At 42.1% G+C, this 14,154-nt stretch carries 13 protein-coding genes; 11 read left to right on the top strand and 2 right to left on the bottom strand.

The features are described from left to right. Positions 1-110: 110 nt before the first annotated feature. The 6 genes from KEM09_RS13820 to KEM09_RS13795 all read left to right on the top strand — a co-directional run bounded on the left by KEM09_RS13820 (position 111) and on the right by KEM09_RS13795 (position 5,881). A complete protein-coding gene (locus tag KEM09_RS13820) occupies positions 111-2,426 on the top strand; it encodes a hypothetical protein (RefSeq protein WP_212229158.1) in 2,316 nt (771 codons plus the stop codon). Positions 2,427-2,453: 27 nt separating this feature from the next. Beyond that, on the top strand, positions 2,454-2,939 hold the full coding sequence (locus KEM09_RS13815; RefSeq protein ID WP_212229157.1) for a hypothetical protein: 486 nt from the start codon (positions 2,454-2,456) through the stop codon (positions 2,937-2,939). A gap of 3 nt (positions 2,940-2,942) precedes the next feature. Next, the gene (locus tag KEM09_RS13810) at positions 2,943-3,620 is read left to right on the top strand and encodes a DUF5675 family protein (RefSeq protein ID WP_212229156.1); all 678 of its coding nucleotides are present in this window, start codon (positions 2,943-2,945) and stop codon (positions 3,618-3,620) included. 501 nt (positions 3,621-4,121) lie between these two features. Next, entirely contained in the window at positions 4,122-4,571 is a 450-nt protein-coding gene (tnpA, locus tag KEM09_RS13805; RefSeq protein ID WP_212229154.1) for an IS200/IS605 family transposase, read from the top strand. 236 nt (positions 4,572-4,807) lie between these two features. After that, positions 4,808-5,143: a trypco2 family protein gene (locus KEM09_RS13800; RefSeq protein WP_212229152.1), complete on the top strand. Its 336-nt coding sequence runs from the start codon at positions 4,808-4,810 to the stop codon at positions 5,141-5,143. Positions 5,144-5,290: 147 nt separating this feature from the next. Then, positions 5,291-5,881: a hypothetical protein gene (locus tag KEM09_RS13795; protein WP_212229150.1), complete on the top strand. Its 591-nt coding sequence runs from the start codon at positions 5,291-5,293 to the stop codon at positions 5,879-5,881. Positions 5,882-6,164: 283 nt separating this feature from the next. Here KEM09_RS13795 and KEM09_RS13790 read toward each other — a convergent pair whose 3' ends face one another. Both KEM09_RS13790 and KEM09_RS13785 read right to left on the bottom strand, forming a co-directional pair. Then, positions 6,165-7,709: an arylsulfatase gene (locus KEM09_RS13790; protein ID WP_212229149.1), complete on the bottom strand. Its 1,545-nt coding sequence runs from the start codon at positions 7,707-7,709 to the stop codon at positions 6,165-6,167. Between the two features lie 129 nt (positions 7,710-7,838). Continuing rightward, positions 7,839-8,822, bottom strand: a complete 984-nt coding sequence (locus tag KEM09_RS13785; protein ID WP_212229148.1) for a helix-turn-helix transcriptional regulator — start codon at positions 8,820-8,822, stop codon at positions 7,839-7,841. Positions 8,823-9,032: 210 nt separating this feature from the next. Between KEM09_RS13785 and KEM09_RS13780 the strand changes: the two genes are divergently transcribed. The 5 genes from KEM09_RS13780 (at position 9,033) to KEM09_RS13760 (ending at position 14,117) form a co-directional block, all read left to right on the top strand. Beyond that, complete coding sequence (locus KEM09_RS13780; protein WP_212229147.1) at positions 9,033-9,992, top strand: AAA family ATPase; 960 nt, start codon at positions 9,033-9,035, stop codon at positions 9,990-9,992. An 11-nt stretch (positions 9,993-10,003) separates the two neighbouring features. Then, positions 10,004-10,927, top strand: coding sequence for a DUF58 domain-containing protein (locus KEM09_RS13775; RefSeq protein ID WP_212229146.1), 924 nt, complete (start codon positions 10,004-10,006; stop codon positions 10,925-10,927). Positions 10,928-10,989: 62 nt separating this feature from the next. After that, entirely contained in the window at positions 10,990-11,451 is a 462-nt protein-coding gene (locus tag KEM09_RS13770; protein ID WP_212229145.1) for a DUF4381 domain-containing protein, read from the top strand. Continuing rightward, the gene (locus KEM09_RS13765; protein WP_212229144.1) at positions 11,444-12,433 is read left to right on the top strand and encodes a VWA domain-containing protein; all 990 of its coding nucleotides are present in this window, start codon (positions 11,444-11,446) and stop codon (positions 12,431-12,433) included. The genes KEM09_RS13770 and KEM09_RS13765 overlap by 8 nt, the downstream gene beginning before the upstream one ends. A 55-nt stretch (positions 12,434-12,488) precedes the next feature. Next, positions 12,489-14,117: a VWA domain-containing protein gene (locus tag KEM09_RS13760; RefSeq protein ID WP_212229142.1), complete on the top strand. Its 1,629-nt coding sequence runs from the start codon at positions 12,489-12,491 to the stop codon at positions 14,115-14,117. Positions 14,118-14,154: the final 37 nt, after the last annotated feature.

Genomic DNA, 14,154 nt, shown 5'->3' with positions numbered 1-14,154 from the left:
TTATCTCCAGCGGAGATAAATATTTGTAGATAAGTGCAATGTAAATAACCAATCAACCTCAGCGAGGTTGAATATATATTTAATCGGTTATTAATAAAAACAAATATACCATGAATCTATATCCACTTATTCCGAAGGCCGCCAAGGTAGGTCTGATGCCACTTGATGAGGCAGAATTGCAACTATTGAAGAACGCCGAAATCAGTAAAAATGGAAGTTTTGATGTGCCACTATTAAACAATGCAGTGCTTGACTTTGAAACTTCTGCTGCCGCTAATATATGGGTGTATAACAATACCGATGATTTAAAAAACGACGATCTGGATGGATTTTACCTCAGTGAAGACGACTGCAAAAAGGTGATGAAGGAGCAGGCGGTGGTGCGCTATTCCATAGGTGCCAAACTAAGAGCCAAAGCAGGTGGAAGCATTAAAGAGATACTGGGTTTTGAAATTGGTGCCAACAGAGACCTGGATGTGTCGATGTACCGTTTGCACGATTTATCGACCAAAACCTCGGAGGCTGTTTACCAGGATTTACTCGACTTTAAAAGCCTTTTAAATGACTCGGCCAAGGCTGAGTTTTGGGATGGCTTTTTACCCAACGAGGCCTGCTCGTATGCACTAAAAGGAGAGGTGAGTGGTAAAATTGATGTGGATGTGGTACAGCTGTTATCTACAGTGTTAGCACCAGTGTTTACACTCACTAAAAGCGGGCCACAATTGCCTGTTTCAATCGATCCGAGCATAAGTGTTTCCTTCTCGTTTAAGCGCGAGGACAATTTCGAGTGCCTGGTGCGTAAGGTGGAAGATAAGGTATTTGCCCTCAAGCTGGGGAAAGCCAAATCATCAAGCAAAGAATTGGGTATTAAAGCGGGCGTGTCAATTGCCTTATTGGATGTGGAGAAGGAGAAAATTATTAAGATCATAGATAAATATTACGAAAATTATCTTGGCAAACCCACTGGTGAACTTGATGAACTTATTGCACAAACCGACGATTACCTGTCCAATGAAACGATAGCAGCCATCATTGAAAAGATTGATTTTGTTGGTGATACCTATGAGGAATTAAAAGCGCATTACAACGAATACAAGGATAAGATAGCGGAGGTAAAAGATAAAGTAATAGCCTTGCTTTCGGCCAAAGTGGAGATAGGCTTGGAGTATGAGTACCGCAAAACGATGACGACCGGTGTATTGCTCGAAGCAACTGTGCAACAGGATTTCCTGATGGCGCATTTTGGCGATGTGGTTAAGCTAAAAGTTGCCAGTTTGTTAGCTTACCACAGCGATGCCGATAATGCGCCATTTAAAGTGAATAACTACTTCTCAGAAAAGGGACTGGAATTCAGTCGTCGTTTTGCCCTTGGTTTGAGCATTGGTAACTGGACCCTTAGCTCATATACCCAAAAAGAACTGGAAGTTGAAGAGAAAGAGATAGGTGTTAATGGTAAAAAAGCCATCAGTATTTCCTCTCTGAAAGAAAAGGGTGCTATTGTTTTTGCCGAGCAATCTAAAATAGCCATCTCGCTGGATGCGGAAACAAAGCATCCGGCCAGGGAATTGCATTACGATGATTTAGATTACACCCTCACTCTGATAGCCGGTAAGGAAGATGGAAAGATTAAAGGACGCATAAAGGAACGCAAAAACAAGAAGAAGGGCGATGTAAAAGATTTAAATGCGTTTATGCAGCTGGCAGTTGTGTGGGGCGCTTTGGCCGACCTCAGCCACACCGACTCGCAGAACCGACTAAGTGAGCTCTGGAATACGATTAAGCATTGCGATGATGTAGAATACGAATGTAAGCTGCATGTGCCATCGGAGGTGTTTGTATGCCTGGCAAACGCCATGCGTTCGTCAATGGGCTACGAAATTTTGGCGCGTTCAATGGCCGCATCGGTGTATGAAAATAAAAATGAGGATAGTACACGTATGGCCAGTCGCGAAGACTTCTACTATCAGCCCATCCTGGACTTTTACAATACGCGCAGCACCAATAATTTGTTTGCACACAATAAGTATCGCCGGTCCTATAAAAAGTGGCGTAACTTCGAAACAAACCGGCTTAGTCTGAACCCGGTTAATCGGCCAAGTTATTTTGGCGGTATTCCTTTTGACGATAGCCTCAAGAGCTACCAGGAGCTCTTAAAGGCCTTTAACAACTTTGATGAGAAAATCAGCAAATCAAAAGCTTTAAAGATAGATGTAGATCATGCGCGAAAATCGGAGATTGCCAAGCTTTTCGGTTTTATCGAATCGGTGGTTAACGATAAGAGGGGCTTTAATCAGAAATGGTTTGGCTACATGATACTGGAGCTGATTGAAATGCATTACCCCGATAAGGCCGATGCCATAAGCTGCACATTTACCATTCAAACCACAACCGGCGATAAGGACGAAGCGCTTGTTTTTGGAGCTTAGTAACTAGCCAAACTAAATCATATTGTAATGAAAGAGAGTGACAAATTTGATATTTTAAACCTGGTGGATGAGTTTACTGCCAGTGATGCCGAAAAGGAGAAAATGAAACGTCTTTTATCGGAGGCCATCTATGAACAGGAACTGGAAGACCAGCTGAAAGAGTGTGAAGCAAAAGAAGAACTGTTGGAACGCATCAGGGAGTTGGAAGGTACCACTGCCGACCTGAAACAGGCTGGTTGGTGGGGTCGCTTTATTCTGTTTTTACGCGGCGCACAGCGTCCAATATGGGGTTTTGCCGTGTTGATATTGGATATTCTGGTATTTACATGTCCGACTCTTCATGGACTTCTGAAAAATCCAGATCTAATGACTGTATTTAAGGTTATCAACTTCCTTGTACTGGGCTTCTTATTTGGTGAACGAGCCTTAAAGAATGTGATTCCTTTGGTGAGCCAGATGAATGCCAGCAGAAGAGAGAGCCAGCAAGTGACAAAGGATCAGCCAAAAGGATAAGCTATGAAATTAACCGTTGTACGATATGCCAGCTCAACGGATAGTACGCTGGGCATGTTACTGATTGATGGTGTATTTGAGTGTTACACGCTCGAAGATGAGCACCGCGACGTGAAAAAGATGCATGAAACACGCATAGATGCAGGTACCTATAAGCTGCAGCTGCGCACCCATGGACGGCATCATACAGATTACCTTCAGAAGTATGGTGCAGATTGGCATTATGGCATGTTGCAGGTAATGAATGTTCCCAAGTTTACCGATATTCTGATTCATATTGGCAATACGGATGATGATACCTCCGGCTGCCTGCTGGTTGGTGATGAGGTGAATAATAATGCCATTCAGTCCGGAAAGGTCAAAAATAGTACACAAGCTTATGTACGAATGTACCCCAAGATAGCCAATGCCTTGATAAGCGGTGAAGAGGTCACTATCACTTACCTGGATAATATACCGATAAGTAAGAATTTGACATCAGGATCGCCAACGGTCATTCCGCACATTGAGCAGGGCCAGCCAAAAGTGGTGAATACCACTAAGCTAAATTTTCGGGAAGTGCCCAAAGGACCGTTACTTGGTGTATTAAATGAGAATACCCAGGTAATTGTTAAGCAAACAAAGATGGGCTGGAGTAAAGTAATGGTCGAAGGTTGGTTGAGTGATCGCTTTTTACGGTGATTGTCGGGTGAGTGATATGTGTTCACCCCCTGCGGGGCTGGAAAGTGATATGGTGAGTGCCACAGGCTTCATCGGTGGTTATTCACGGGATGCCCTTTCTGGGCATAGGTTTGAAGAAGATTACTTCTCATAATTGTCCTGCAAGGAGCACCTCTAATACCCGTGTGGGCAGCTCAAGGATGTTACAGATCCATAGGTCGAGCCCTTTCTGGGCATAGGTTTGAAGAAGATTAACTCCCATAATTGTCCTGAAAGGAGGACCTCTAATACCCGTGGGGGCAGCTCAAGGATGTTACAGAGCAATAGGTCCAGCCCTGAAACGGCATAGGTTGATTTGAAGAAGATTAACTTCTAAAATTGTCCTGCAAGGACAAACTACTAATAACCGTGGGTGTAGCCCACGGAGGTTAATGAGTCAGCACCCCAGCCCTGAGAGGGTTGAATATAAATAGATATAGTCCGAATCAATTTTATTCTATACATATTTTAAATCTATCCAATATGTCAAGTTATCGACAAATACTCTATCAAATTGTGTTCTGCACAAAACATAGACAAAAGACCCTCAATCCAGAACATAACGAAGAGCTCTTTAAATACATCTGGGGTATCATCAAAAACAGAAACTGCCATTTGTACAGAATCAACGGGATGGAAGAACATGTTCATATTCTGTCAGATACTCATCCATCCATTGCATTAGCCGATTTTGTAAGGGATATAAAAACAGCTACCTCTATTTGGCTCAAAGAATCGGGATTCTGTCCTGATTTTATAGGTTGGGCTGATGGTTATGCTGCCTTTACATATTCATATTGGGATAAGGATATGCTTATTAACTATATCATTAATCAGCAACAGCATCATCAAAAGGAGAGTTTTGAAGACGAGTATCGAAGATTGCTTAATGAGCATGGTGTTACAATCGATGAACGTTATTTCTTAAGGTGAACTAGCATTGTTCAACCCCTGCGGGGCTGAAAAGTGATGCGGTGAGTGCCACCGGCTTCACCAGTGGTTACTCATAGTATGCCCAGAAAGGGCATAGGTATGTAGAAGATTAACTCTGATAATTGTCCTGAAAAGACAAACGACTAATAACCGTGGGTGAAGCCCAAAGAGTGCATCATTATTGTATCTCAGCCCTTAAAGTGGGCTGCATATTATTAACAATCAAACTTTAAATTATGTCAGAACTAAACCTAAAAGAACTCATTCACCAAGTGCGTGAAGAGCTTATCGCATCAGAAGAATTAAGGGAGCAAAAAGGATTGGATACTTTATTCGAAGTCGATAAACTTAAGATTGAAGTCAATTTTGTGGTTGAAAAAGTCAGTGGCAAAAGCGGAGGCGTTAACCTGAAGGTAATTGACGGCAAGTTAAATAAAACCTATACCGAACAACAGGTACATAAAATTACCTTAGATCTTAAAGTGCCTGAAGAGGCGAAGTTTGTAAATTCTGCAAGCATTAGAGATAGTATTAAAATAGCAGGACTTACAAGCTACGAATCTGAAGTATAATACTGTTGTAACATTGTAGAACTGTAATTGAGCAACAAAAGCCATACGATTTCGTAGGCTTTTGTTTTTTTATATATCTTCATTCTCCGAAAAAATCAGGCATGTTTTAGTGTCTACACACACACATTTTAACCAAACAACAAATCCATGAAGAGAATTATCTTTTTAGGGCTGCTATTAGCTATGGGCAGCCAGTTAGTTGCTCAATTATTAGATTACCGACAAGGTTACATTATTGATAAGGATAGTGTTAAAACCGAATGCCTTGTTAAGTACATTAGTGATGGAGGTATTTCCACAAAGCCCTTAAATAAAGAAAATGGTAAGAAACAGACCTATACAGCAGACGAAATTCTGGGGTATGGAACGGGATATGATCATTATGTTGTTCTTAAAAATGTAAGAACCAAAGTGAGCACCAATATAGGAAACAGCAAGCAAAAGTTCATATTTGCCAAAGTTGAGCTTAAGGGCAAAATAAATTTATACTCAACAGTGCTTCGCTCCATGTCGAGCGGTGGTTATGGCTTTAATTACGAAGAGGTTTTTATCCTTGAGAAGTTACCTGAGTATCCTGCCGTTCAGCTTCGTAAAAGTAAAAAGAAACAGTTGGCCTTATTAAATGAGTTGGTTAAAGATTCTCAGGAAGCCAGTAAGAAGATGGGAACTAAGAAACTAAGAGAAAGTGAAATTAAACAGCTTATTCGTTTTTATAATAATGCGGATCAAACTTTGTAGTTGAAGTAATAGAGAATAATAAGCAGAAGGTACTGTTGATACAGTACCTTTTTTTATAAATGTCACTTCATTATGCTATCCTGTAAAAACAAACTATCAATAACCGTGGGTGAAACCTGTAGATGCAGCAGGTGTGATCGTAAAGCTCTGTAGGGCTATGCTGGTAAAGCATTGCTGCGTATAGACACAAATGGCATTGAGTGGGTATATTCTCTGTTGTAAAAAGAAAAAATCCCTCTGCAAGTCATTGCTTGCAGAGGGAATTGTATTTTTGCGTAAATCGCTATGGTGTTTTCATCATGTTATTCATTACTTCTTCTAAATTAAACTTAGCCGGTTTCTGGCGCGGTGGGAACTCCTTAAAGGTAGATACCATCTCTCCAACTCTTGATTGGGCTGGAACAATCAGGAATTGTCCTACTCTTTCCATCCACTCAAAATAGCCATTGGCGTCGATTGAGGCTCTCTCGTATGGATCCATTCTTAAGTCAAATATTAACGGTACACGCAATGCGGTGAAAGGTTCCATCCAAACTCTAAGCTGATGAGCTTTTTGTTCCATAAATACCAGTTTCCATCGGTCGTATCGGTATGCTACCAAATCACCATCGTCACTCCAGTAGAAGAACTCTTTTCTTGGCCATTCATTTTGCGCATTTTCATTGGTAAGGTTAGGAAGTAGGTTGTATCCATCAATATGAACCTTGTATGTCATATCACCTACTTTATGGCCTTTCTTTAGTTTCTCACCAATATTATCCTCGCCAACGGCAGCCATTAAAGTAGGTAGTAAATCGGTGTGCGAAGTAATGCCATTTTCTATTTGTCCCGCCTTAATTTTTTCTGGCCAACGCATTGCAAAAGGAACGCGGTAACCACCTTCCCAGTTGGTGTTTTTTTCGCCGCGAAACGGGGTAACACCAGCATCGGGCCACATATTAAAATGCACTCCATTATCCGTTGTATAAATTACAATTGTATTCTCAGCAATACCCATTTCATCAAGTTTATTCAGTAAAACTCCTATTTGATCATCGTGCTGAATCATACCATCGGCATAGACATTTAAGCCCGATTTGCCTTTGTAATCGTCTGGTACATGGGTATGGTAATGCATGCGTGAGGGATTAAACCAGCAGAACCAAGGTGTATCATCGTCTTCGTTACGCTCAATGAAATCGATGGTAGCATCCAAAAATTCCTGATCAATTGTTTCCATTCGCTTTTTCGTAAGAGGCCCTGTATCTTTTACCTGGCCATCAGCAGTAGATTTTATTACACCACGAGGGCCAAATTTTTCTTTAAACTCAGGGTCTTGAGGATAGTTTTCATGTTCAGGCGCTTCTTCGGCATTTAGATGGTATAGGTTGCCAAAGAACTCATCAAAACCATGCTCGGTAGGTAAGAATTCATCTTTGTCACCCAAATGATTTTTACCAAATTGCCCGGTAGCATATCCGTAAGGCTTAAGTAACGTTGCCAGTGTAGGGTCTTCTTTTCTTAACCCTAAATCAGCTCCTGGCAATCCCACTTTGGTTAATCCGGTGCGTACAGGCATTTGTCCGGTAATAAAAGCTGAACGGCCCGCGGTACATGACTGCTCCGCATAATAGTCTGTAAATTGAACCCCTTCGTTTGCAATGCGGTCGATATTTGGAGTGGTATACCCCATCATACCTTTATTGTTGTAGCTTAAATTAGATATACCAATATCATCAGCCATAATCACTAAGATGTTTGGTTTAGCAGTGTTTTTGCTCTTTTTTTGTGCGAATGTGGCAGGAATAACTAATATTGCCATCAGCAGTATTGAAATAATCTTTCTCATAATATTAATCTTTTCGTTTGTTGAAAGTCTGTTGATTAAAACTATCTTAGATGCAAATGTACATGGAAATACACCTATGGTTCTTCAACTAATGTGACTAATATTATTGCGATTGCGTCAAGGGTGTTTTTACGAGGTCTTTTTTAGTAGGCCTGAAGGAGAGGTTCCAAAGTGGTCTTTAAATATTTTTGAGAAATGGCTAACAGATGTATATCCAGTTTTATAACACACTTCGGTGATGGATAAATTTTGTTGCATAATCATCTGACGAGCCTGTTCCATTCTAACCTGTTTACGATAGCTGGTCATGTCGGTACCATGATAAGCTTTAAATAAACGCTGTAGTTTACGTATGCCTATCGAAAGCTGATTGGCAATATCAATGATCTTGATACTTTCATCCTGTGATTCAAGTAGAATTTTTTCAACTTCAATAATGGTTTGTAAATCATCTTCATGAATAAAGTTGGTATCATTCTTTTTATTGGAAATATCCCTAAGAATTTGTTCCAGTGTAAGCATTATCAATTCTTCTGCCTTATTGATCCGATAACCTTTGGTAAATAAATTATCAGCCTGGTAGCTTCTTAATTGATGCAATACCCGCTGAATCTCCGTTGAAAACGGATTCTTAAAACACCATTGTTCATCTGTGTCCAGGAAGCGAATGATTTCTTCTGGTAAATCGTAATATTTACATAATGCCATTAGCTTATCGAAGCTGATAAAAAAATGAATCTGTTTAAATAATGTATATGCAGGGATAAAACTATTGTAAGAGTAATGACCATTAAAAAATAATACCTGATTGTGCAAGTTGTGGGAATTGTGCTGATTAGGTGAATCAGTTAAATCTGCAGCTTGAAAATTATATATCAGTGAGAAAAAACTTCTGGCTGCTTCCTCCGTAACTTTGCGCTCAAGGTAGAAGTCTTCAAATAAATTATAATCTGCTTCCTGAAATATCAGCCCATCAACCAACACGCTTGATTTAAGAAAGCCTTGACCTACATCATCAGGCATAAATAGAACACCGTCTTCGACTTTACCTCCAACTTGTTCGGCCAGTTGCTTAAATTGATTTTCGGTTTCTGATATCTTAAAGTGTCGCATGTTTTTTTGTTAATTAAACCGCATTACAGCCAAATCAAAGATAGAATATAATACCATTTTCAAGAAAGAATGTCGTTTTTCAAATAGTATCTGTCGTAATTACGGGATAGAAACTTATTCAGCTAAAGTACTTTTGTTTTAGTATATTAGTTAGAAATATTCAATAGAATTCTTTAAAATAATTGGCGAGAATTTAAAATACCTTATGATATGTTGACACAAATAAAAACACTACAGGATAACTTAAACAGGAGTATTCTGGGGCAAGAGCATCTCGTGGAACGGATGTTGATTGTGTTGCTGGCCAACGGTAATATGCTGCTTGAAGGATTGCCGGGCCTGGCCAAAACACGTGCTATCAAAAGTCTTTCAGATCAAATACAATGCGGCTTGAGCCGGATACAGTTTACGCCAGACCTATTGCCGTCTGATATTACCGGCACAACCGTGTATCAGCCAGAAGCAGAGGAGAAGTTTGTGTTCGAAAGGGGGCCCATTTTCAACAATATGATATTGGCAGATGAGATTAACCGGGCACCGGCCAAGGTGCAGGCAGCCTTGCTCGAAGCCATGGAGGAGCGTCAGGTATCGGCCGGCGGACAAACCTACCCGATGGCTAAGCTGTTTATGGTGATGGCCACGCAAAATCCTATTGAGCAGGAGGGAACCTATCCGCTGCCCGAAGCACAGATGGACCGCTTTTTGATGAAAGTGGAAATTGGCTATCCGGAGAAGGAGGCAGAAAAAGCCATCCTGGATTTGGTGCGTAGCGAAACAGTAGCCAAAAAGACAGAAAACAATGGCACCATTCCGGAACAGGTAATTTTTGACGCTCGCAAAGCCACCGGGGAAGTGGAGGTGAGTGAGGCCATTAAGCAATACATTGTCGACCTGGTGTTTGCCACCCGTTACCCGGGTAAATACAACGAGGAGATGAGCGATTGGGTGGAATGTGGTGCCTCGCCACGTGGTACCATTGCTCTGGAGCGTTGTGCCCGTGTGCATGCCTGGCTCAATGGACGTAATTTTGTGTCGCCCGACGATGTGAGGGCCATTGCACACGATGTATTGCGTCACCGCCTGATTCTGTCGTACCGAGCTGAATCGGAAGGCATAAATGCCAATGTGGTGGTCGATAAATTATTAGATTTGGTAGCCATTCCTGCTTAAAGATGCCAATCATGCAAAAGCAACATCAAATACCGGTAGAGGTGGCCGTTACCATTGAGGATTTAATGGAGCAGGCGGAATATGTTGATGCAGTTAACTTCAGTAGTAAGCAGCCTCAGCGAAGCGCCTTGTTTGGTCGGCACCGATCATTGATTCATGGACGTGGTCTTGATTTTGACCAGGTGCGTAAATACGTGAGGGGCGATGATGTGCGTTACATCGACTGGAAAGTAACAGCGCGCACACAGAAAACACATCTAAAGCAATACACCGAAGAACGTGAACGTCCGGTTTTATTGGTCGTGAATCAAAGCTCTTCCATGTTTTTTGGTACGGCAAAGAATATGAAGTCGGTGGTGGCTGCCAAGCTCGCAGCTATTGTGGCGCATCACATAGTAAAAGAAAAAGATCGCCTGGGAGCCATCATTTTCAATGATGAAGAGGCGAAGTTGATTCGTCCCAAGGGCGGACAAAAGAACCTGGTACAGATTATGCAGAAGCTGACAGAGGTAAATCAAAGTCTTGTGTATCAAACATACATGGCCGATAATAAAACTGTGTTAACAAATACTATGACAGCCTTGCATCAGCTAAAGCCGGTTAACCACCTGATTGTGTTTATCAGTGATTTTTTACATTACCTGCCAGAAGTCAAATCGGCATTAGCCTCAGTGTCGCGTCACAACGATGTGGTGCTGTTTAAGGTGAACGATCCCATGGAATTTACCATGGCCGATGAAAAGTGGGTGTTATCGCAACAAGAGCTGCAATTGCTATACGATGGTACAAAAGAAAGGCTGAACAAGGGCTATGCTGAAGACACAGTTGAACGCTACCAATCCTTCTCTGACCAGATGCTGAAACATGGAATCCCGGTGTTGAAGTTTGATACCATCACGCCTGTTCAGCATCAATTGAGTGATTACTTTAAATAAACTGTAAGTATTGAGATGTAACATTCTAAAGTCTTCGTACTTGGTATTGGATACTTTATAAAATGAATACAACAGATTTCACACATATCGAGATAATAGAGCCGGCACCTATTGAATTTACTTTCGATGCCATTGGCTGGAGTATCCTATTGGTCGCAGTTGTTTTAATGGTGTTGGTTTTTGCTATGATGCGCATCCGTGGATACCAGAAGAATAAATACCGGCGTGAAGCCATCAACACCATTATAAACCAACAGTTTGAAAATGCGGAAGTATTAATAAGAACTCTATCCCTTGTTCTTAAAACTGTGGCCATATCAACTTACGGGCGCGAAAAGGTAGGGGCATTATCGGGGGCGCACTGGCTCAATTTTCTGATAGAAACTTGCCCGAAAATTAATCGTTACGATATGGAGTTAGTTGTAGAAGGCACTTTTAACCTTGAATTAGTTAGGGAAATGGATGCCGTGCGACAGAATGAATTAAAGCGCAGTGTAACCTATTGGATTCAACATCATGCCTGATAATTTTGAGTTTGCATATTTCTGGGTGTTCTACCTATTGCCACTTCCATTATTGATTATCTGGGTGCTACCGGCGGTGCGCATACGTAAAAAATCACTAAAGGTATCATTCCTCAGTCGTGCGGCTGAGTTGAGTGGTCAGCAACCTAAAAAAGGTGTGCGTCAGCTTAAGCGGCCATGGATACGTCAGGTGGTGTTGTGGGCACTTTGGGCTCTGGTGCTGATATCTCTGGCCCGCCCACGGCTGGTAGGCGAACCCGATTTGGTAGTAAAAACATCGCGAAACTTCCTGATGGTAGCTGATATCTCATTTAGCATGGCTCAAAAAGATTGGGAGCTGGATGACGAGAAAGTATCGCGCTGGGAAGCAGTGAAGCATCTGATGGGTGAGTTTATCGAAGAGCGTGAGGGTGACCGCATGGGCATCCTGCTGTTTGGAAGCAATGCTTATACCCTGGCACCTTTTACAAGCGACAGTCATGCTTTGCTTCAACTGCTCGATGATACTGATGTGGGTATGGCAGGACAGCAAACCAACATTGGCCGTGCCATAGGGAAGAGTATTGAGCTTTTTGCCAACGATACCCTGCCCAATAAGGTACTGCTGTTGCTTACCGACGGGGCCGACAGCGGCATTGGAGTTTCGCCTTTTGACGCAGCCGAGCTGGCTAATACCGACAGCATCACCATACATACGATTGGTATTGGCGATCCTGCCAGGCTGGGAGCCGATTTGGATGAAGAAGCCCTTCAGCACATCGCAAAGCTGACAAGTGGGCAGTATTTTCTGGCTAAGGATGCCAGCGAAATGGAAAGGGTATTTGAGCTGTTGGAAGATATTGAGCCCGTGGAGTACGAGCATGAAACCTATGTGCCGGTACAGGAGCTCTATTTTTATCCGCTTGCCGCACTATTCGCTTTCTCATTTATTACCGCCTTTTTTATTTATCTGGCTAAGCTTTTTAAAAGAAAAGAGCAATGATGAGGAGCTGGGCAGCATGACGAATTGTTTTTAACTAATGACACACCATTGAAAGATGACTGATATAACACAAATATGGGAACAGTTGCATTTTATAAGGCCCCAGGCTTTATGGCTGTTGGTGCCCGTAGTGCTCTTTCCGCTGTTTTACCTTATTCGCTCTGATAACAGTGATAAATGGGTAAAGCGTATCTCGCCTCATTTGCGTCAATATGTTATTCGGAAAGGCGATTTTAGAGCTCTGTATGCGGCCCGGTTTCTGCTTATTTTCGGATGGGTATTGATTGTATTATCGCTGAGCGGTCCCAGCTGGAAGCAGATTGAGAAACCAGGGGCTAAAATAGAGTCCACCAGCCTGATTCTTTTGCAGGTTAATGAATCAATGCTGAACAGTGATTTGCAACCCACCCGATTGGAGCGGGCCAAGTATAAAATCAAGGATTTATTGGATGCCAACCCAGGCATTCGCATGGGACTGATTGCCTATTCGGGTTCGTCTCACCTGGTTATTCCGCCCACCATCGATTACCAGACCATTGCCGTTCATTTGGAGGCTTTGCAGCCCAATGTCATGCCCAGAAAAGGCAACAACCTATCCGAAGCTTTGGAATTGACCGATACGTTAACAACAGACATCTCAGCTCCTGTACATTTACTATTGTTAACCGATGTGCTTGATGAGGAGATGCAATTTGCTGTGCAATCAAACATGGCTGGTCGCGATGATAAGATGACCATTATGCCTTTTTCAGCGATTAATGCCGAACTGAAAGATAATGCTGCATTGTTGAGTAAGGAGCAAAATATTAATGTATTGTTGCCTGTGCTCGATGACAGCGATGTAACACAACTGGCGCGCATACTTGAGAAGGAAAAAGAATACCAGCTTGATGATGAATTGCAGGAATCCATTTGGGTAGAACATGGTTATTACCTGGTTTGGGCCATTGCTGTTCTGATTCTATTCTGGTTCCGCAAGGGGTTTATGCCTACCCTTATGGTAGCCGTTTTATTTAGTAGTTGTACAATGGAAGATGGTGCCAATGACTTGTTTTATACCCGGGACTACCAGGGACAAAAGGCTTTTGATAAGGGTAATTATAGTGAAGCGGCAGAATTATTTGAAGATACCCAGCATAAGGGAACAGCATATTTTAAAGCTGGTGAATATAAAAAGGCAGCAAAGGCCTTTTCAGCTGATTCATCAGCGGCCGGCTATTACAATATGGGCGTCGCGTTTTTGAGAGACAGTAACTATAACCAGGCCTATAATGCTTTTTATCGCGCTTATATGGCTGATAGTACCTATCCCGGTAGTGCCGAAGCTATTCAAACCATTCAGCAATGGTTTATTGAGCAAAACGATCAGTTTGAAGCATTGTCAGATACAGCTGCTGTGGCGTTGTTTGAGAAGATGAAGCAAAATCCGAATCCCGAAGAGGATCTTGGTGGAGGAGGGCAGGAAGCCACCGAAGAGCAGATGCAGGAAGAGCGTTTGATGGAAGAGGCCGAATCGGAAGTGCATGGTGCTGAGGAAGAGGAAGACCTCCCTGATGAGTTTGAACAGGATGAAGGCATGGATGCACGCAAGGTGATGATACGCGATGTACAGGAAGATCCTGGGGAGTTTTTGAAGCGTAAGTTTGAGTATCAGCTAAAGAAGAGAAGTGCAAAGAAGAAATAAGTCTGTGAATGTTCTGAAGGTAATACTTGATGTTTTG

The sequence above is a fragment of the Carboxylicivirga mesophila genome, assembly GCF_018271975.1.
GTDB lineage: Bacteria > Bacteroidota > Bacteroidia > Bacteroidales > Marinilabiliaceae > Carboxylicivirga > Carboxylicivirga mesophila.
This window is presented reverse-complemented; position numbering and strand designations above follow the sequence as displayed.

What these genes read in the sequence shown, in the direction of transcription:
- KEM09_RS13760 (WP_212229142.1), top strand. Translation starts at nt 12,489, where the DNA reads ATGACTGATATAACACAAATATGGGAACAGTTGCATTTTATAAGGCCC.
- KEM09_RS13795 (WP_212229150.1), top strand. Translation starts at nt 5,291, where the DNA reads ATGAAGAGAATTATCTTTTTAGGGCTGCTATTAGCTATGGGCAGCCAG.
- KEM09_RS13810 (WP_212229156.1), top strand. Translation starts at nt 2,943, where the DNA reads ATGAAATTAACCGTTGTACGATATGCCAGCTCAACGGATAGTACGCTG.
- KEM09_RS13765 (WP_212229144.1), top strand. Translation starts at nt 11,444, where the DNA reads ATGCCTGATAATTTTGAGTTTGCATATTTCTGGGTGTTCTACCTATTG.
- KEM09_RS13775 (WP_212229146.1), top strand. Translation starts at nt 10,004, where the DNA reads ATGCAAAAGCAACATCAAATACCGGTAGAGGTGGCCGTTACCATTGAG.
- KEM09_RS13800 (WP_212229152.1), top strand. Translation starts at nt 4,808, where the DNA reads ATGTCAGAACTAAACCTAAAAGAACTCATTCACCAAGTGCGTGAAGAG.
- KEM09_RS13785 (WP_212229148.1), bottom strand. Translation starts at nt 8,822, where the DNA reads ATGCGACACTTTAAGATATCAGAAACCGAAAATCAATTTAAGCAACTG.
- KEM09_RS13820 (WP_212229158.1), top strand. Translation starts at nt 111, where the DNA reads ATGAATCTATATCCACTTATTCCGAAGGCCGCCAAGGTAGGTCTGATG.
- KEM09_RS13770 (WP_212229145.1), top strand. Translation starts at nt 10,990, where the DNA reads ATGAATACAACAGATTTCACACATATCGAGATAATAGAGCCGGCACCT.
- tnpA (WP_212229154.1), top strand. Translation starts at nt 4,122, where the DNA reads ATGTCAAGTTATCGACAAATACTCTATCAAATTGTGTTCTGCACAAAA.
- KEM09_RS13815 (WP_212229157.1), top strand. Translation starts at nt 2,454, where the DNA reads ATGAAAGAGAGTGACAAATTTGATATTTTAAACCTGGTGGATGAGTTT.
- KEM09_RS13790 (WP_212229149.1), bottom strand. Translation starts at nt 7,709, where the DNA reads ATGAGAAAGATTATTTCAATACTGCTGATGGCAATATTAGTTATTCCT.
- KEM09_RS13780 (WP_212229147.1), top strand. Translation starts at nt 9,033, where the DNA reads ATGTTGACACAAATAAAAACACTACAGGATAACTTAAACAGGAGTATT.